Source organism: Catenovulum sp. SX2 (assembly GCF_052056295.1).
In the GTDB taxonomy this organism is placed as follows: Bacteria; Pseudomonadota; Gammaproteobacteria; order Enterobacterales; family Alteromonadaceae; genus Catenovulum.
Genome location: NZ_CP182493.1, coordinates 1124427 through 1144116 on the forward strand (window position 1 = coordinate 1124427; position 19690 = coordinate 1144116).

Consider the following 19690-nt stretch of genomic DNA (forward strand, 5'->3'; position numbering starts at 1 on the left):
GTTAATCAATTGAGCTGCGCTGCAGCGTAAAACGAGAATGATACAGTGAAAATTTTGCCATTTGTCGCGAGCATGTATTTAATATCTTTACCCACAGCTGCTTGGCAAATACTTGAGCGGCCAAATACGTTAGCAAGTAATGCTGATTCTAGCTTAAGCTTTGTTGAGAAAACTCAAGCAATTAAGTTAGCAGCCAACAACTCGTCTCAAAAATTGTTAGCAACTTTAACCAACTCTACCGAAAACATTTTTGTAGTGCAGCTGCCAACCGCGACAGGTGAATTAGTTGATTTCAATATCTCTCGAACGAATGAAATTACTGGTCAACTACAACAGGATTACCCACAAATAAAAAGTTTTAAAGGCCATCAAGTTAGTGACCCAACTCAGCTAGCCAGAATTACCATAGGCCCAAATGGCTTTTACGCAATGTACTTGCTAGATGGCCAAGTTTGGTACTTGGACCCAGATACAAATGACCAGTACCAGTTGTATACGGGTCACAGCGATTTAAAACATGATGAGGTTTTAATAACTGAGCAGCTACAGACATCTAACTTACTAGCAAGAGGACCTTTGTCTGCCGAACCAGGTATAGTTACATACCGCATAGCCGTTGCAGCAACAGGTGAATATACCCAGTTTTACAATAACAAAACAAACGCCCTGAATGGCATAGTCACGACCATTAATCGAGTAAATTTGTTGTTTGAGCGCGATTTGGCCATTCAATTGCAATTGATTGACAACAATGATCTGCTGATATTTACCAATGCAAGTACAGACCCATTTGCTAACGATGATCCGGATGCAGATATCGCGGCGGCACAGCAAACCATTGATAATATAATTGGTTCTAGTAACTACGACCTTGGACACGTGTTTGCAACTGATGGTGGTGGTTTGGCGCAAGTTGGTGCCGTATGCAGAAGCGGATTAAAAGCACAAGCTATGACGGGCACGCCCAGGCCACAGGGAGATTCATTCAACGTAGATTTTGTTGCCCATGAAATCGGCCATCAATTAGGTGCTTTACATACATTCAACGGAACAGCAGGTTTTTGTGACGGTGGCAGAATTGATGACTCGGCGTATGAACTAGGCGGTGGCGTAACCATAATGGGATACGCAGGTATTTGTTCAGACAACAGTGGCAACGAAAATGTCCGTACAACATCTATCGCCAATTTCCACTATCAAAGTATCAGCGAGATCCATAATTATGTACGCTTTAGTGGTGGTAGAAACTGCGGAACCCACCAAACAAGTGACAATCTGTCACCGACAGTCAACGCTGGAAGCGATAAAACCATTCCAGCCAACACACCATTTGTTTTGACGGGACAAGCAAACGACGCAAACCAAGATTCGTTAATTTACACGTGGGAACAATATGATTTAGGCACGGCAACGAGCGACAAATCTGATTGGGGAACCAGTGGAGATGGACCCATTTTTAGAAACTATGCGGCAACGACCTCTCCTGCTAGGTATATCCCAAATATCCAAGATTTAATTTTTTCACGGAGTACCAGTGCGGAACTACTCCCGTCAATATCACGGCAGATGACTTTTAAATTTGTCGCTAAAGATCAAAAAGGTGGTGTGGCACATGATGAGTTAACCGTGAATGTAAGAGCAGACACAGGACCATTTGTTGTTACCAAACCAAGTGGAAGCGAAGACTTTGTGGGCCGCCAACTAATAGACGTAAATTGGCAAGTAAATGGCACTGACAGCTTCTGCAGCCAAGTAAACATTTTAATGAATACTGACCTAGATGATACCTTCGAATATACGCTTGCTGCAAACACACCAAACGATGGCCAACAGCAAATTGAATTGCCAAATACCACAGCTACCCAAGCAAAATTGATGGTTATCTGTGCTAGCCAACAGTTCTTCAATTTAAACAGTGGGTTCTTTTCAATTGCCGCTGACCCACAACCTTTGATTACCGGGCAAAATACATTTGAAGTAGACCAAGGAGAAAACTTCACTATATCGATAAATGATTTAGTGATAGACAACCCAACAAACTCAGCCTTAGAAGTAATTATATTAAATGGAAGCAATTATACTGTTTCTGACAATGTAATAACGATAACAAATACAGAGCTGAGCGAAGTTTCTATTAATGTACAAGTGAGCAACGGCGCAGATGCCAGCAACATATTCTCATTTTTGGCTAAAATTCAGAGCGACACACCAGACCCCGTTGAGTCAGAAGCAGAAAATGAGAATTCAGCGGATGTGACTATAAACATTAAAGCAGGCAGTTCTGGCACAACTAATCTATACTTATTAATGGTATTGCTGGTTCTATCACTAGCGAAAAGCTACCGAAATTCACCTAGTTAAAAGTAAACTTCACTTGCAGTTAGGCGGTAAAATGCGTAAAATCCGCCTTCCTTGAGTGAGCAATACCCTGATCAGGGGCCGATTAGGATTCGACGGGTTTCTAAAACTCTAAGGTGCATGCCGTGGGGCGGTTGGCCACGTAAAAAGCCGCAAAAAAATAGTCGCAAACGACGAAACTTACGCTTTAGCAGCTTAATAACCTGCTAGTAGCACTTCTGCCCTAGCTTCCGCTTGTAAGACGGGGAATAACAGAAGTTCAAACCCAAACAAGATAGTGTGGATGCTCCCGCCTGAGAGCTGAAGCATGAAATTTAATTCAGGATAGTCTAATAGTGGCGTGTTTGTTCGCAGCTGCTAGATGAAATTAAAGACAAACTAAGCATGTAGTACCGAAGACGGCGGTTATTCGGACGGGGGTTCAAATCCCCCCGGCTCCACCACTCATCATTCCACATTGTTCGATAACGCACTATAAACCCTTAAAAATCAACCAAATACACTAAACCTTGTTCGTACTTGTTCCTATTCGTTTGGTAACATTCGCACTTTGTAGTAACATTTTTAGTAACACCGGAGCATGTTACTAAAACCGGTGTTACTAAAAATGTTACTATGCCTAGTGTCACTTTATCCTTAGACAACACTCAAATTAACAATACAAAAGACAAAGAAAACAACTTGTCTGACGGTGAAGGTTTATTGCTGCGTGATAACCACATTTCAGTGTGCAAACTTATTCACAAATAAAAAGCGCATTGTAACGCGCGCATATAAATCTAAAGATATAAAAAGCTCATTATAGTAAGCCCACATCAGTAGAGAAATAAATGCGTATTATACTGCGCTACATATATTGTAGTGGGGCTGACTTTGAAAACTGTAGACGTTGAAATGCATCTCAATGAAACTTGGCAGACCATTTGCCAAGTTGAGTTTATTAGCAACCAAAAGAGCATCCACTCAACCAACAAATTGAAATAGATACAGGCAACCTATCTTTACAGACACTCGACAAAGTGTTGAAGCCTATGGCTATGAAAATGGGAGTGAAGCTTAAATAACTTACAGATAATTATATCAAGCTCAGATATTCCGGTTATTAATAACAGTCAAGTGACATTAGTTGAAGCATAGGTTATATTTTAGCCATTCACACAAACAAAAAGGCAAATGGATGATTGCTAAACTAATTAGAATTCAAGCTTATTTCATTTTAATCATTGTTACCCTTTTATATTCTGCTTGCTCATATAGTAATTTACGCTTAATTGATTATAGCCAAATACATTGCAATGATATTGGTAAATGGATGAATTCTATTAAGCAAGAAATGCGAGAAGGATATAACCAAGATGAATATAAAGATATAAAACGGGCCGAGAGAGCAATAAAATCGAGGCATCAACAATGTTTAAGAAACCAGCGTTTAGGTCAGAAACATAATGTAGAGCCTGATTCCCTAAGCAAAAAGCAAACGCATCTAAAACCAAACTTGCGTAGCCACAAGTATAACCAGCCAAACAGAAACAAATTCAAAACAACTGATAGTCAATTTACGGCTAGCAATCATGTGTATGATCACACGAAGGCCAAAGCTTGGGATACCTATTTTCAACTAGAGCCAAGATGTCGCCAGCAAAAACAAACCCAATCAGATTTCATTTATTGCGCAAATTCCAAAAAACAACAAAGAAAACAATTTGAAATAATCTGGCAACAACAGTTAAATAGCAATTAAATCATTCCAACTAGTTAGACGCATCTCTGTGCAAAACATTTTAAAAAAACAAATCGCAAACAAATCACTTATAAAACCAGGTTCATATTGCATTGATTCATGGTGTGCACACAACAGTGATTTAGCTGTTATCAATCCTTACGATAATTCTATTCTAATTGAATTAAGTGATTTTGATTTTAGCTTAACGAAAAAAGTATTAGATCAAGCCAAAAATTCTCAATCAGAATGGGCTGAAGTACCAGCTGAGGTTAAATCTAAGCTATTGTTTAATTGGTTTAGATTAGTATTAGAAAACCAAGAAGACCTTGCAAAGTTGATCACGCTAGAGCAAGGAAAACCAATTAAAGAATCAATTGCAGAAACTGTGTACGCTGCACAATATATTAAGTGGTTTGCAGAAGAGTCCACGCGAATTTATGGTAGCGTATTAAATAGTGAAGCAGATCAGCAAATTCAAATCACGAAACATCCGATTGGCGTCGTTTCGCTAATTACCCCTTGGAATTTTCCAGCTGCAATGCTAACACGAAAAATGGCGCCTGCTCTTGCCGCTGGTTGTTCGATAATAGCAAAACCTTCAGAACTAACGCCTTTAACTGCATTAGCTTTAACAGAGCTAGCTTATCAAGCGGGTTTTCCAAATGGTTTAATACAAACCATAATTACAACTAGTCCAAAAGAATATTCGAAGCAAATCAATCAAAGCCATATTATTAAGAAGATTAGTTTTACAGGGTCTACTAGAGTAGGCAAAGAATTAATAAGTCAATCCGCTGAAAATGTAACTAAATTATCTTTAGAGCTAGGTGGCAATGCCCCATTTATTATTTTTGAAGATACAGATTTAGATCTTGCGGCAAGTGACCTAATCCAATCAAAATTCAGAAACAGTGGCCAAACATGTATATGTGTAAACAGAGTATTTGTTCACAGCAAGGTAAAGGCAAAATTCTTACAAATCCTCATTGAGAAAGTCAGTGACATGGTTATGGGAAATGGCTTAACACTCAATACAGATCTTGGCCCAATAAGTAATCTTAGGCATATAAAGACAGTGCATAAATGGGTTGAGTCGAGCATAGTCCAAGGAGCACACGTGGCTTTTAAGTCTAAAGCGACCCCAAATAAGAACTTTTATCCTATAACTATTTTGGACAATGTATCCAATCACATGGATATAGCACAAAATGAACTATTTGCACCTGTATTACCTATAATTGAATTTGCAGATAATGATGAAGCAATCACTCAAGCAAACGATATCGTTGCTGGTTTAGCTGCATACGTATACTCAACAAATTATCAACAGCTGAAAAAAATACAGGATAGTTTAGAGTTTGGTATGTTTGGTTTTAATACTGTTGCTTTGTCTGATGTAAAAGCCCCATTTGGCGGAGTAAAACAGTCTGGAATTGGACGAGAAGGTTCATTTTTAGGAATAGAAGAATATTTAGAAGTTAAATACACCAAAGTTCAGTATTAATTAGCGTATTTTTGATTATCAAGGAAATTATAAAAAGGCTAATCAATATGATTGTTAGATATGACTTTTTTGGATGGTATAAACGAAAAAAGCCCACTCAATGAGTGGGCCTTTCTCTTAAATTAAAAGCCTGGCAGTGTGCTACTCTCACATGGGAACTCCCACACTACCATCGCCGCTATTGTGTTTCACTTCTGAGTTCGAAATGGATCAGGTGGTTCCACAATGCTATCGCCGCCAGGCATAATCGGTACATGATTGTTTTATCTTAAACAATCATCAATCTGAATTCGTAAAAGCTTAATCTTTAAGTTCTATTTCAATCTGTTGTTTATCTAATCTATTCAATCAAACAACTTCTTTATATTCTTGCTTCCAATAAACATTTGGCGTTGTATGGTTAAGCCGCACGGGCAATTAGTATTGGTTAGCTCAATGCCTCACAGCACTTACACATCCAACCTATCAACCTCGTAGTCTACAAGGGCCCTACAGGACCTCAAGGGTCTGTGACAACTCATCTCGGGGCTCGCTTCCCGCTTAGATGCTTTCAGCGGTTATCGATTCCGAACTTAGCTACCCGGCAATGCTCTTGGCAGAACAACCGGAACACCAGAGGTTCGTCCACTCCGGTCCTCTCGTACTAGGAGAAGCCCCCCTCAATTCTCAAACGCCCACGGCAGATAGGGACCGAACTGTCTCACGACGTTCTAAACCCAGCTCGCGTACCACTTTAAATGGCGAACAGCCATACCCTTGGGACCGACTTCAGCCCCAGGATGTGATGAGCCGACATCGAGGTGCCAAACACCGCCGTCGATATGAACTCTTGGGCGGTATCAGCCTGTTATCCCCGGAGTACCTTTTATCCGTTGAGCGATGGCCCTTCCATTCAGAACCACCGGATCACTATGACCTGCTTTCGCACCTGCTCGACGTGTCTGTCTCGCAGTTAAGCTGGCTTATGCCATTGCACTAACCGTACGATGTCCGACCGTACTTAGCCAACCTTCGTGCTCCTCCGTTACGCTTTGGGAGGAGACCGCCCCAGTCAAACTACCCACCAGGCAATGTCCGCATCCCAGATAATGGGACAACGTTAGAACATCAAACATACAAGGGTGGTATTTCAAGGATGGCTCCACACACACTGGCGTGCATGCTTCAAAGCCTCCCACCTATCCTACACATGTAGGTTCAATGTTCACTGCCAAGCTATAGTAAAGGTTCACGGGGTCTTTCCGTCTAGCCGCGGGTACACTGCATCTTCACAGCAAGTTCAATTTCACTGAGTCCCGGGTGGAGACAGCGTGGCCATGATTACACCATTCGTGCAGGTCGGAACTTACCCGACAAGGAATTTCGCTACCTTAGGACCGTTATAGTTACGGCCGCCGTTTACCGGGGCTTCGATCAAGAGCTTCTCCAAAGGATAACCCCATCAATTAACCTTCCGGCACCGGGCAGGTGTCACACCGTATACGTCATCTTTCGATTTTGCACAGTGCTGTGTTTTTAATAAACAGTTCCAGCCACCTGGTTACTTCGACCACCTCTCGCTCCAGGCGTAAAGCCCTTCACAATAACGTGGCGTACCTTCTCCCGAAGTTACGGTACTATTTTGCCTAGTTCCTTCACCCGGGTTCTCTCAAGCGCCTTAGTATTCTCTACCTGACCACCTGTGTCGGTTTCGGGTACGGTTCTTATTAACCTGATGCTTAGAAGATTTTCCTGGAAGCCGGGCATCAACTACTTCGCTACCTTGGTAGCTCGTCTCGTATCTCAGCCTAATAAAGTTCCGGATTTGCCTAGAACTTTAGCCTACTTACTTTCACTTGGACAACCAACGCCAAGCTAGTTTAGCCTTCTCCGTCTCTCCATCGCAGTTAATAAAAGTACAGGAATATTAACCTGTTTCCCATCGACTACGCATCTCTGCCTCGCCTTAGGGGCCGACTTACCCTGCCCTGATTAGCATGGGACAGGAAACCTTGGTCTTTCGGCGAGCGGGTTTTTCACCCGCTTTATCGTTACTCATGTCAGCATTCGCACTTCTGATACCTCCAGCATGCTTTACAACACACCTTCAACAGCTTACAGAACGCTCCCCTACCACTCATACAAAGTATGAATCCGCAGCTTCGGTTACTAATTTAGCCCCGTTACATCTTCCGCGCAGGCCGACTCGACTAGTGAGCTATTACGCTTTCTTTAAAGGGTGGCTGCTTCTAAGCCAACCTCCTAGCTGTCTAAGCCTTCCCACATCGTTTCCCACTTAATTAGTATTTGGGACCTTAGCTGGCGGTCTGGGTTGTTGCCCTCTTCACGACGGACGTTAGCACCCGCCGTGTGTCTCCCGGATAGTACTCACTGGTATTCGGAGTTTGCAAAGGGTTGGTAAGTCGGGATGACCCCCTAGCCTTAACAGTGCTCTACCCCCAGTGGTATTCGTCCGAGGCGCTACCTAAATAGCTTTCGGGGAGAACCAGCTATCTCCCGGCTTGATTAGCCTTTCACTCCGACCCACAGGTCATCTCCTAATTTTTCAACATTAGTGAGTTCGGTCCTCCAGTTGATGTTACTCAACCTTCAACCTGCCCATGGGTAGATCGCCGGGTTTCGGGTCTATACCCAGCAACTGAACGCGCAGTTAACACTCGCTTTCGCTACGGCTCCCCTAAAAGGTTAACCTTGCTACTGAATATAAGTCGCTGACCCATTATACAAAAGGTACGCAGTCACAGAACAAGTCTGCTCCCACTGCTTGTACGTACACGGTTTCAGGTTCTATTTCACTCCCCTTACAGGGGTTCTTTTCGCCTTTCCCTCACGGTACTGGTTCACTATCGGTCAATTGGGAGTATTTAGCCTTGGAGGATGGTCCCCCCATATTCAGTCAAGATAACACGTGTCCCGACCTACTTAATATGTATCATAGTGTTTTTCGCATACAGGACTATCACCTACTATGGTCAAACTTTCCAGAATGTTCTGCTGAACACTATGATATCGGCTGTTCCGCTTTCGCTCGCCGCTACTGACGGAATCTCGGTTGATTTCTGTTCCTCCGGGTACTTAGATGTTTCAGTTCTCCGGGTTTGCTTCTTACAGCTATGTATTCACTGTAAGATACTCTATAAAGAGTGGGTTGCCCCATTCGGAAATCTTGGTCTCATACGTCTTTTATCGACTCGACCAAGCTTATCGCAGATTAACACGTCCTTCATCGCCTCCAATTGCCAAGGCATCCACCGTGCACGCTTAGTCACTTAACCATACAACCCGAATGTTTCTCAGATTATAAAATTAAACAACGCTTCGTTTATTTGAATATATATTTCTATATATTCTGGATTAGAATACTTGGTTTGCTTGATTAAACTCGTTAGATTCAGATTTAAAATTGAACTTAAAAATTTAATTTTAGCTTTTACTTTTTCAGATTGTTAAAGAGCATAGGTTATTAAAACCAAATTGAAATAAGCTTGTTTAGTGAACTTACTTGGATTTGATTTCGACTTCGTGTTAAGTTTTAGAAAGTGGTGGAGCTAAGCAGGATCGAACTGCTGACCTCCTGCGTGCAAGGCAGGCGCTCTCCCAGCTGAGCTATAGCCCCATTTTCTGCTACTTTTCTTTCATCGTTCGCTGTGAGTTTATTTTTCTTAATTTAGTGCTAGGCAAGGCATTTTGATATGAAGTTCAGTTCGCTAAACGAGTATCAAAATAACGCAGCATAGTGCTAAATTTGGTAGGTCTGGGCAGACTTGAACTGCCGACCTCACCCTTATCAGGGGTGCGCTCTAACCAGCTGAGCTACAGACCTAAATCAAAACAACTTCAGCCTGCAACGACTTTTTGAAGTCTTTAACCTTTAGTAACCAATTTATTTATCTGTGTGAACACTCAGCATGTTTAATAGCTTCGTTAAGGAGGTGATCCAGCCCCAGGTTCCCCTAGGGCTACCTTGTTACGACTTCACCCCAGTCATGAACCACAAAGTGGTAAGCGCCCAATGTTAAGCTACCTACTTCTTTTGCAGCCCACTCCCATGGTGTGACGGGCGGTGTGTACAAGGCCCGGGAACGTATTCACCGCAGCATTCTGATCTGCGATTACTAGCGATTCCGACTTCATGGAGTCGAGTTGCAGACTCCAATCCGGACTACGAACAGCTTTAAGGGATTCGCGTACTCTCGCAAGTTAGCTGCCCTCTGTACTGTCCATTGTAGCACGTGTGTAGCCCATCCCGTAAGGGCCATGATGACTTGACGTCGTCCCCACCTTCCTCCGGTTTATCACCGGCAGTCTCCTTAGAGTCCCCAACCTAATGCTGGCAACTAAGGATAAGGGTTGCGCTCGTTGCGGGACTTAACCCAACATTTCACAACACGAGCTGACGACAGCCATGCAGCACCTGTCTCAGAGTTCCCGAAGGCACTAAACTATCTCTAGTAAATTCTCTGGATGTCAAGGGATGGTAAGGTTCTTCGCGTTGCATCGAATTAAACCACATGCTCCACCGCTTGTGCGGGCCCCCGTCAATTCATTTGAGTTTTAACCTTGCGGCCGTACTCCCCAGGCGGTCTACTTAGCGCGTTAGCTTCGCTACTCACGCATTAAATGCACAAACAGCAAGTAGACATCGTTTACGGCGTGGACTACCAGGGTATCTAATCCTGTTCGCTACCCACGCTTTCGCACCTCAGTGTCAGTAATGGGCCAGGGGGCCGCCTTCGCCACCGGTATTCCTCCAGATCTCTACGCATTTCACCGCTACACCTGGAATTCTACCCCCCTCTCCCTTACTCTAGACAGACAGTTCTGAATGCACGGCCGAGGTTGAGCCCCGGTTTTTCACACCCAGCTTATCTATCCACCTACGTGCGCTTTACGCCCAGTAATTCCGATTAACGCTTGCACCCTCCGTATTACCGCGGCTGCTGGCACGGAGTTAGCCGGTGCTTCTTCTGTTGTTAACGTCACAGATAGCAGGTATTAACTACTACCCTTTCCTCACAACTGAAAGTGCTTTACAACCCGAAGGCCTTCTTCACACACGCGGCATGGCTGCATCAGGCTTGCGCCCATTGTGCAATATTCCCCACTGCTGCCTCCCGTAGGAGTCTGGGCCGTGTCTCAGTCCCAGTGTGGCTGATCATCCTCTCAAACCAGCTAGAGATCGTCGCCTTGGTGAGCCATTACCTCACCAACTAGCTAATCTCACTTGGGTTCATCTCGTCGCAAGAGCCGAAGCCCTCTTTAACCCGTAGGTATTATGCGTTATTAGCCATCGTTTCCAATGGTTATCCCCCACAACAAGGCAGATCCCCAAGCATTACTCACCCGTCCGCCGCTCGTCAGCAAAGAGCAAGCTCTTTCTGTTACCGCTCGACTTGCATGTGTTAGGCCTGCCGCCAGCGTTCAATCTGAGCCATGATCAAACTCTTCATAAAAAAGTTTTAATCTTTGTCTCAATCTTACTGAATTAACAAGTATGTCACTTCTGATAGATTGAATAATTTTTTGTCTATTCAAACTATGCGAGTGCCCACACAGATAAATAAGGTTACTAATTTTTAAAGAACAATTCGGTTACTTCCGAAAGAGGCGTGCATAATACAGCATCTCTTTTTTCAGTCAATAACCAATTGAAAATAATTTATTTTATTTTCAATTGACTATATTTTCTCTTTAGAATTAAAAGCCTGGCAGTGTGCTACTCTCACATGGGAACTCCCACACTACCATCGCCGCTATTGTGTTTCACTTCTGAGTTCGAAATGGTTCAGGTGGTTCCACAATGCTATCGCCGCCAGGCATAATCGGTACATGATTGTTTTATCTGAAACAATCATCAATCTGAATTCGTAAAAGCTTAATTTTTAAGTTCTATTTCAATCTGTTGTTCATCTAATCATTCAATCAAACAACTTCTTTCTTTGTATTCTTGGCAACCCAATAAACATTTGGCGTTGTATGGTTAAGCCGCACGGGCAATTAGTATTGGTTAGCTCAATGCCTCACAGCACTTACACATCCAACCTATCAACCTCGTAGTCTACAAGGGCCCTACAGGACCTCAAGGGTCTGTGACAACTCATCTCGGGGCTCGCTTCCCGCTTAGATGCTTTCAGCGGTTATCGATTCCGAACTTAGCTACCCGGCAATGCTCTTGGCAGAACAACCGGAACACCAGAGGTTCGTCCACTCCGGTCCTCTCGTACTAGGAGAAGCCCCCCTCAATTCTCAAACGCCCACGGCAGATAGGGACCGAACTGTCTCACGACGTTCTAAACCCAGCTCGCGTACCACTTTAAATGGCGAACAGCCATACCCTTGGGACCGACTTCAGCCCCAGGATGTGATGAGCCGACATCGAGGTGCCAAACACCGCCGTCGATATGAACTCTTGGGCGGTATCAGCCTGTTATCCCCGGAGTACCTTTTATCCGTTGAGCGATGGCCCTTCCATTCAGAACCACCGGATCACTATGACCTGCTTTCGCACCTGCTCGACGTGTCTGTCTCGCAGTTAAGCTGGCTTATGCCATTGCACTAACCGTACGATGTCCGACCGTACTTAGCCAACCTTCGTGCTCCTCCGTTACGCTTTGGGAGGAGACCGCCCCAGTCAAACTACCCACCAGGCAATGTCCGCATCCCAGATTATGGGACAACGTTAGAACATCAAACATACAAGGGTGGTATTTCAAGGATGGCTCCACACATACTGGCGTACATGCTTCAAAGCCTCCCACCTATCCTACACATGTAGGTTCAATGTTCACTGCCAAGCTATAGTAAAGGTTCACGGGGTCTTTCCGTCTAGCCGCGGGTACACTGCATCTTCACAGCAAGTTCAATTTCACTGAGTCCCGGGTGGAGACAGCGTGGCCATGATTACACCATTCGTGCAGGTCGGAACTTACCCGACAAGGAATTTCGCTACCTTAGGACCGTTATAGTTACGGCCGCCGTTTACCGGGGCTTCGATCAAGAGCTTCTCCAAAGGATAACCCCATCAATTAACCTTCCGGCACCGGGCAGGTGTCACACCGTATACGTCATCTTTCGATTTTGCACAGTGCTGTGTTTTTAATAAACAGTTCCAGCCACCTGGTTACTTCGACCACCTCTCGCTCCAGGCGTAAAGCCCTTCACAATAACGTGGCGTACCTTCTCCCGAAGTTACGGTACTATTTTGCCTAGTTCCTTCACCCGGGTTCTCTCAAGCGCCTTAGTATTCTCTACCTGACCACCTGTGTCGGTTTCGGGTACGGTTCTTATTAACCTGATGCTTAGAAGATTTTCCTGGAAGCCGGGCATCAACTACTTCGCTACCTTAGTAGCTCGTCTCGTATCTCAGCCTAATAAAGTTCCGGATTTGCCTAGAACTTTAGCCTACATACTTTCACTTGGACAACCAACGCCAAGCTAGTTTAGCCTTCTCCGTCTCTCCATCGCAGTTAATAAAAGTACAGGAATATTAACCTGTTTCCCATCGACTACGCATCTCTGCCTCGCCTTAGGGGCCGACTTACCCTGCCCTGATTAGCATGGGACAGGAAACCTTGGTCTTTCGGCGAGCGGGTTTTTCACCCGCTTTATCGTTACTCATGTCAGCATTCGCACTTCTGATACCTCCAGCATGCTTTACAACACACCTTCAACAGCTTACAGAACGCTCCCCTACCACTCATACAAAGTATGAATCCGCAGCTTCGGTTACTAATTTAGCCCCGTTACATCTTCCGCGCAGGCCGACTCGACTAGTGAGCTATTACGCTTTCTTTAAAGGGTGGCTGCTTCTAAGCCAACCTCCTAGCTGTCTAAGCCTTCCCACATCGTTTCCCACTTAATTAGTATTTGGGACCTTAGCTGGCGGTCTGGGTTGTTGCCCTCTTCACGACGGACGTTAGCACCCGCCGTGTGTCTCCCGGATAGTACTCACTGGTATTCGGAGTTTGCAAAGGGTTGGTAAGTCGGGATGACCCCCTAGCCTTAACAGTGCTCTACCCCCAGTGGTATTCGTCCGAGGCGCTACCTAAATAGCTTTCGGGGAGAACCAGCTATCTCCCGGCTTGATTAGCCTTTCACTCCGACCCACAGGTCATCTCCTAATTTTTCAACATTAGTGAGTTCGGTCCTCCAGTTGATGTTACTCAACCTTCAACCTGCCCATGGGTAGATCGCCGGGTTTCGGGTCTATACCCAGCAACTGAACGCGCAGTTAACACTCGCTTTCGCTACGGCTCCCCTAAAAGGTTAACCTTGCTACTGAATATAAGTCGCTGACCCATTATACAAAAGGTACGCAGTCACAGAACAAGTCTGCTCCCACTGCTTGTACGTACACGGTTTCAGGTTCTATTTCACTCCCCTTACAGGGGTTCTTTTCGCCTTTCCCTCACGGTACTGGTTCACTATCGGTCAATTGGGAGTATTTAGCCTTGGAGGATGGTCCCCCCATATTCAGTCAAGATAACACGTGTCCCGACCTACTTAATATGTATCATAGTGTTTTTCGCATACAGGACTATCACCTACTATGGTCAAACTTTCCAGAATGTTCTGCTGAACACTATGATATCGGCTGTTCCGCTTTCGCTCGCCGCTACTGACGGAATCTCGGTTGATTTCTGTTCCTCCGGGTACTTAGATGTTTCAGTTCTCCGGGTTTGCTTCTTACAGCTATGTATTCACTGTAAGATACTCTATAAAGAGTGGGTTGCCCCATTCGGAAATCTTGGTCTCATGCGTCTTTTATCGACTCGACCAAGCTTATCGCAGATTAACACGTCCTTCATCGCCTCCAATTGCCAAGGCATCCACCGTGCACGCTTAGTCACTTAACCATACAACCCGAATGTTTCTCAGATTATAAAATTAAACAACGCTTCGTTTATTTGAATATATCTTTCGATATATTCTGGATTAGAATACTTGGTTTGCTTGATTAAACTCGTTAGATTCAGATTTAAAATTGAACTTAAAAATTTAATTTTAGCTTTTACTTTTTCAGATTGTTAAAGAGCATTTGACGTTAAGTCATTGCTAATACACTTAGGTAAGCATCTTAGCGATAACTTCTCGTCGTTCTTAATTATTAGTACCGTTATTTATCTGTGTGAACACTCAGCACGTTTAATAGCTTCGTTAAGGAGGTGATCCAGCCCCAGGTTCCCCTAGGGCTACCTTGTTACGACTTCACCCCAGTCATGAACCACAAAGTGGTAAGCGCCCAATGTTAAGCTACCTACTTCTTTTGCAGCCCACTCCCATGGTGTGACGGGCGGTGTGTACAAGGCCCGGGAACGTATTCACCGCAGCATTCTGATCTGCGATTACTAGCGATTCCGACTTCATGGAGTCGAGTTGCAGACTCCAATCCGGACTACGAACAGCTTTAAGGGATTCGCGTACTCTCGCAAGTTAGCTGCCCTCTGTACTGTCCATTGTAGCACGTGTGTAGCCCATCCCGTAAGGGCCATGATGACTTGACGTCGTCCCCACCTTCCTCCGGTTTATCACCGGCAGTCTCCTTAGAGTCCCCAACCTAATGCTGGCAACTAAGGATAAGGGTTGCGCTCGTTGCGGGACTTAACCCAACATTTCACAACACGAGCTGACGACAGCCATGCAGCACCTGTCTCAGAGTTCCCGAAGGCACTAAACTATCTCTAGTAAATTCTCTGGATGTCAAGGGATGGTAAGGTTCTTCGCGTTGCATCGAATTAAACCACATGCTCCACCGCTTGTGCGGGCCCCCGTCAATTCATTTGAGTTTTAACCTTGCGGCCGTACTCCCCAGGCGGTCTACTTAGCGCGTTAGCTTCGCTACTCACGCATTAAATGCACAAACAGCAAGTAGACATCGTTTACGGCGTGGACTACCAGGGTATCTAATCCTGTTCGCTACCCACGCTTTCGCACCTCAGTGTCAGTAATGGGCCAGGGGGCCGCCTTCGCCACCGGTATTCCTCCAGATCTCTACGCATTTCACCGCTACACCTGGAATTCTACCCCCCTCTCCCTTACTCTAGACAGACAGTTCTGAATGCACGGCCGAGGTTGAGCCCCGGTTTTTCACACCCAGCTTATCTATCCACCTACGTGCGCTTTACGCCCAGTAATTCCGATTAACGCTCGCACCCTCCGTATTACCGCGGCTGCTGGCACGGAGTTAGCCGGTGCTTCTTCTGTTGTTAACGTCACAGATAGCAGGTATTAACTACTACCCTTTCCTCACAACTGAAAGTGCTTTACAACCCGAAGGCCTTCTTCACACACGCGGCATGGCTGCATCAGGCTTGCGCCCATTGTGCAATATTCCCCACTGCTGCCTCCCGTAGGAGTCTGGGCCGTGTCTCAGTCCCAGTGTGGCTGATCATCCTCTCAAACCAGCTAGAGATCGTCGCCTTGGTGAGCCATTACCTCACCAACTAGCTAATCTCACTTGGGTTCATCTCGTCGCAAGAGCCGAAGCCCTCTTTAACCCGTAGGTATTATGCGGTATTAGCCATCGTTTCCAATGGTTATCCCCCACAACAAGGCAGATCCCCAAGCATTACTCACCCGTCCGCCGCTCGACGCCGAATAGCAAGCTATTCTCGTTTCCGCTCGACTTGCATGTGTTAGGCCTGCCGCCAGCGTTCAATCTGAGCCATGATCAAACTCTTCATAAAAAAGTTTTAATCTTTGTCTCAATCTTACTGAATTAACAAGTATGTCACTTCTGATAGATTGAATAATTTTTTGTCTATTCAAACTATGCGAGTGCCCACACAGATAAATAAGGTTACTAATTTTTAAAGAACATTTTAGCGAGCAACTTATGTTTAACTCGTTAAGTGAGGCGCGCATTCTACGCTTCTCATTTCGCTTGTCAACCTTTTATTTTTAAGCTTTTTAGATAAGTTTTAAAAACAAGTTTTTGATTCAAGCTTGCAGGATTTGGAGGAGTTGAACTTCACCGCGTCGCTGCGTTGTGGTGGCGCATTATAGGGAGAAAAGAATGGGCGTCAACGCTTTTTTTAGAATTATTTAAGTTTTTTGACTGTTCGGCTAAATATCGTACGAAACGGCTATTTTTAGTACTTAACTGTCTATAATTTACCACTCTATAACGCTTGATAGCCTAGCTAAGCTATATGCTATACATGCAAAGCAACATTAAAATTAATGAAAACTTGTAGATAATGACGGGAAAAATGGTTTTCTTTTGAGAATAAAAAGAAAAAGGCTGCAAAAGCAGCCTTTTAGTTACTAGCCTAGATATTACATCTGGAATAATGATTCCATTGAAAGTCCCTGATGGGACAATATATCTTTTAAGCGACGTAATGCTTCTACTTGGATTTGACGCACTCTCTCTCTGGTCAATCCAATTTCTTTACCGACATCTTCTAAAGTAGATGCTTCATAACCCAATAGTCCGAAACGTCTTGCTAATACTTCACGTTGTTTTGGATTTAATTCTTCAAGCCAATGCACTATGTTACTTTTGATGTCATTATCTTGAATGGTTTCTTCAGGTCCTTCATATCTATCGTCGGATAGTATATCTAACAAGCCTTTGTCAGAATCACCACCCATAGGTGTGTCGACTGAACTAATTTTTTCGTTCAAGCGCAGCATTTTGCTGACTTCTGAAACCGGCTTATCTAATTTAGCGGCAATTTCTTCCGCGGTTGGTTCATGATCAAGTTCTTGAGCTAACTCACGTGCTGTTCTTAAGTAAACGTTTAATTCTTTAACAACATGGATTGGTAATCGAATTGTACGAGTTTGGTTCATAATCGCACGTTCAATCGTTTGACGTATCCACCAAGTCGCATAGGTTGAAAATCTGAATCCACGTTCTGGATCAAACTTTTCAACAGCACGAATTAACCCCAAGTTACCTTCTTCAATTAAATCTAATAAAGCTAATCCACGGTTATTGTATCTTCTAGCAATTTTCACCACTAAACGTAGGTTACTCTCGATCATTCTTTTGCGAGAGGCTTCACAGCCTTTCAAAGCTTTGCGCGCAAAATAAACTTCTTCTTCAGCTGTTAATAGAGGTGAGAAACCTATTTCACCTAAGTATAATTGTGTTGCATCAAGGTTTTTATTAAGATCTTCTGAGGTGATGACTTCTTCTGCTGAATTATCATCGTTTGAGTTTTCAATATCTTCAAGTGCGATGTCGTCCACATCAACATTTGCTTCAACGGCTTGTTTGGTGTTCGTGCTTTTTACCTGGCCCATATTTCATCTCCTGGTTTATTAGTCACAGCAACTAGTTCAGTCCTTAAAGTATCCTAAGCTATTTTTTTGGCAAAAATTTTTCAGGATCCACGGTACTTCCCCTAAATCGCACTTCAAAGCGCAATTTGACTTCATCCGTGTCAGTATCACCCATATCAGCAATGTGTTGACCCACTGTAATCCAATCTTGCTCTTTCACTCGATTGACCTGATTATGTGCATATGCACTTAAATAGTCATCCGAATGTTTGATGATGATCAGGTTACCGTAACCACGCAGTGCCTTTCCTGCATAAACTACCTTACCGGAGTTTGCTGCATATATGGGGTCTCCCCTCTTACCTGCAATTTCTAAGCCTTTGTTGCCAAGTTCTGCATTTGAGAACCTAGCTACAATCTTACCACTTGCAGGCCACCGCCAGCTACCTAGGTCAAACCCTATCGGGTTTTTAACTTTGTTAACATTTTGTTTACCTGATTTAAGGTACTCCTGCTTAGGTGCAGTTGCAACCTTTTTTTCAGATTTACTTATATCAATTTGTTTTGAGGGGCTAAGTTTTTTAGATCCTTTTGAATTATGTGACTTATTCAGGACTAAGGTTTGACCAGGAAATATTGAATAAGGCGGTTTAATATTATTTTGTCGAGCAAGTTGTTTAAATTCAACACCCGCTCTAAATGCTATGCTATAAAGCGTATCTCCTTTCACGACTGTATATTGAGATTGCTGCAAACTATTAGGTTCAAAATCGAAGATACTTTTACCACGATATACAGAATCAACTGGAGCAGGTCCAGTACGTTGAGCACAAGCACTTAAACATAGGCTTGTAATCAATACTTTAATCCATATCAGCTTGCTAGTTGACCACATATTGGCAAAGAACCATCCAAATAACTATTTTAGTTTGTTCGCGAATCGCTCTAACAATACCACCAAACTCAAACCGAACAATGCAAAAGCTGCTACAAGTATCAGCTGGCTATCGTTGTTGGTAATCATAGAATAAGCACTAGGGAGAACATTTTCCTGTATTAATGGCACTTGTTCACCATGTCTATTAGTGTAAGTTGTCAACACCTGCTTCCAAGGCCAAGTGACATTGAGCGAGCCAATTAAAAAGCCAATTAACATTGCAATGGTTACATCATGAAAGCGGCTTAATAGCCAAGACAAAAAGCGCGAAAAGACCAGCAACCCAGCGATACATCCGCCTCCGAAACTGGCGAGTGCTATTATATCCAAGGTATTAATCGCGTTTAAAAATACTGGATACAAACCAACAAGCAACAAAATAAAACTGCCTGATATGCCAGGTAGAATCATTGCGCATATAGCAACAAAGCCACCTAAAAACAGAATCCAATTGTCATCAGGAAGTTGTGCGGGTGATGAGACAGAGACACAGTACACGAACAATGCACCAACAAACATACTTAGGTAATTTTGCCATTGATGATTTTTTAGTTTAGTCACCAGCAAATAGACAGACGCGGCAATTAACCCAGAAAAAAAGCCCCAAACCAATAAAGGTTGTGAGTCGAGCGCTAACGTAATCAAGGCAGCAAAGGTTTTTAAGCTCAGTAGTATTCCGCCAAATACCGCCAATAAAAACCACCCATTGATGTATTGCCAAGCTGAAGAAAATCCTTGGCTAAAAAGTAATTTGATAGCATGGGGACCAATTTTTTGAATTGAACCTATCAGCTCATCGTATATGCCACTAATAAAAGCGATAGTGCCACCAGACACGCCAGGCACTACATCTGCCGCGCCCATTGCCATGCCTTTAAGTGTTAAGAAAGCATACTCTTTTTTACTTCGCTGAGGCTGAGCGCTCATATTTATTCCT

The 19690-nt window shown here is 43.9% G+C and carries 7 protein-coding genes, 2 tRNA genes, 6 rRNA genes and 1 other RNA gene; 5 read left to right on the forward strand and 11 right to left on the reverse strand.

All coding sequences use genetic code 11. From position 1 onward, the window contains the following. Window positions 1–45 precede the first annotated feature (45 nt). The 5 genes from ACMZOO_RS04690 to ACMZOO_RS04710 all read left to right on the forward strand — a co-directional run bounded on the left by ACMZOO_RS04690 (window position 46) and on the right by ACMZOO_RS04710 (window position 5585). On the forward strand, window positions 46–2361 hold the full coding sequence (locus tag ACMZOO_RS04690; RefSeq protein WP_440905613.1) for a reprolysin-like metallopeptidase: 2316 nt from the start codon (window positions 46–48) through the stop codon (window positions 2359–2361). Window positions 2362–2435: 74 nt separating this feature from the next. Beyond that, window positions 2436–2801: a transfer-messenger RNA gene (ssrA, locus tag ACMZOO_RS04695) on the forward strand. Window positions 2802–2973: 172 nt separating this feature from the next. Beyond that, the gene (locus ACMZOO_RS04700) at window positions 2974–3108 is read left to right on the forward strand and encodes a hypothetical protein (RefSeq protein ID WP_440905614.1); all 135 of its coding nucleotides are present in this window, start codon (window positions 2974–2976) and stop codon (window positions 3106–3108) included. A gap of 427 nt (window positions 3109–3535) precedes the next feature. Continuing rightward, on the forward strand, window positions 3536–4099 hold the full coding sequence (locus ACMZOO_RS04705; RefSeq protein ID WP_440905615.1) for a hypothetical protein: 564 nt from the start codon (window positions 3536–3538) through the stop codon (window positions 4097–4099). A 28-nt stretch (window positions 4100–4127) separates the two neighbouring features. Then, window positions 4128–5585, forward strand: coding sequence for an NAD-dependent succinate-semialdehyde dehydrogenase (locus tag ACMZOO_RS04710; RefSeq protein WP_440905616.1), 1458 nt, complete (start codon window positions 4128–4130; stop codon window positions 5583–5585). Between the two features lie 128 nt (window positions 5586–5713). On the opposite strand, the gene rrf (ACMZOO_RS04715) is transcribed toward ACMZOO_RS04710, so the two are convergent. From rrf (ACMZOO_RS04715) to ACMZOO_RS04765, 11 genes are all read right to left on the reverse strand, one after another. Continuing rightward, a 5S ribosomal RNA gene (gene rrf, locus ACMZOO_RS04715) occupies window positions 5714–5827 on the reverse strand. Between the two features lie 154 nt (window positions 5828–5981). Further along, window positions 5982–8860, reverse strand: a 23S ribosomal RNA gene (locus tag ACMZOO_RS04720). A gap of 265 nt (window positions 8861–9125) precedes the next feature. After that, window positions 9126–9201 (reverse strand) — tRNA-Ala (locus ACMZOO_RS04725). A gap of 130 nt (window positions 9202–9331) precedes the next feature. Further along, a tRNA-Ile gene (locus ACMZOO_RS04730) sits at window positions 9332–9408 on the reverse strand. A 102-nt stretch (window positions 9409–9510) separates the two neighbouring features. Beyond that, window positions 9511–11038: ribosomal RNA gene (locus tag ACMZOO_RS04735) — 16S ribosomal RNA — on the reverse strand. Window positions 11039–11288: 250 nt separating this feature from the next. Continuing rightward, window positions 11289–11402 (reverse strand): 5S ribosomal RNA (rrf, locus tag ACMZOO_RS04740). 159 nt (window positions 11403–11561) lie between these two features. Continuing rightward, window positions 11562–14440: ribosomal RNA gene (locus ACMZOO_RS04745) — 23S ribosomal RNA — on the reverse strand. 302 nt (window positions 14441–14742) lie between these two features. Continuing rightward, window positions 14743–16270 (reverse strand): 16S ribosomal RNA (locus ACMZOO_RS04750). The 16S, 23S and 5S rRNA genes sit together here with 2 tRNA genes alongside, the layout of an rRNA operon. Window positions 16271–16862: 592 nt before the next feature. Continuing rightward, window positions 16863–17837, reverse strand: a complete 975-nt coding sequence (gene rpoS, locus ACMZOO_RS04755) for an RNA polymerase sigma factor RpoS (protein WP_016957901.1) — start codon at window positions 17835–17837, stop codon at window positions 16863–16865. 58 nt (window positions 17838–17895) lie between these two features. Next, on the reverse strand, window positions 17896–18711 hold the full coding sequence (locus ACMZOO_RS04760; RefSeq protein WP_440905617.1) for a peptidoglycan DD-metalloendopeptidase family protein: 816 nt from the start codon (window positions 18709–18711) through the stop codon (window positions 17896–17898). 24 nt (window positions 18712–18735) lie between these two features. Then, window positions 18736–19680 (reverse strand): DUF368 domain-containing protein, encoded by a 945-nt coding sequence (locus ACMZOO_RS04765; protein ID WP_440905618.1) that lies wholly within the window; start codon window positions 19678–19680, stop codon window positions 18736–18738. Window positions 19681–19690: the final 10 nt, after the last annotated feature.

What these genes read in the sequence shown, in the direction of transcription:
- ACMZOO_RS04700 (WP_440905614.1), top strand. Translation starts at nt 2,974, where the DNA reads ATGCCTAGTGTCACTTTATCCTTAGACAACACTCAAATTAACAATACA.
- ACMZOO_RS04705 (WP_440905615.1), top strand. Translation starts at nt 3,536, where the DNA reads ATGATTGCTAAACTAATTAGAATTCAAGCTTATTTCATTTTAATCATT.
- rpoS (WP_016957901.1), bottom strand. Translation starts at nt 17,837, where the DNA reads ATGGGCCAGGTAAAAAGCACGAACACCAAACAAGCCGTTGAAGCAAAT.
- ACMZOO_RS04760 (WP_440905617.1), bottom strand. Translation starts at nt 18,711, where the DNA reads ATGTGGTCAACTAGCAAGCTGATATGGATTAAAGTATTGATTACAAGC.
- ACMZOO_RS04765 (WP_440905618.1), bottom strand. Translation starts at nt 19,680, where the DNA reads ATGAGCGCTCAGCCTCAGCGAAGTAAAAAAGAGTATGCTTTCTTAACA.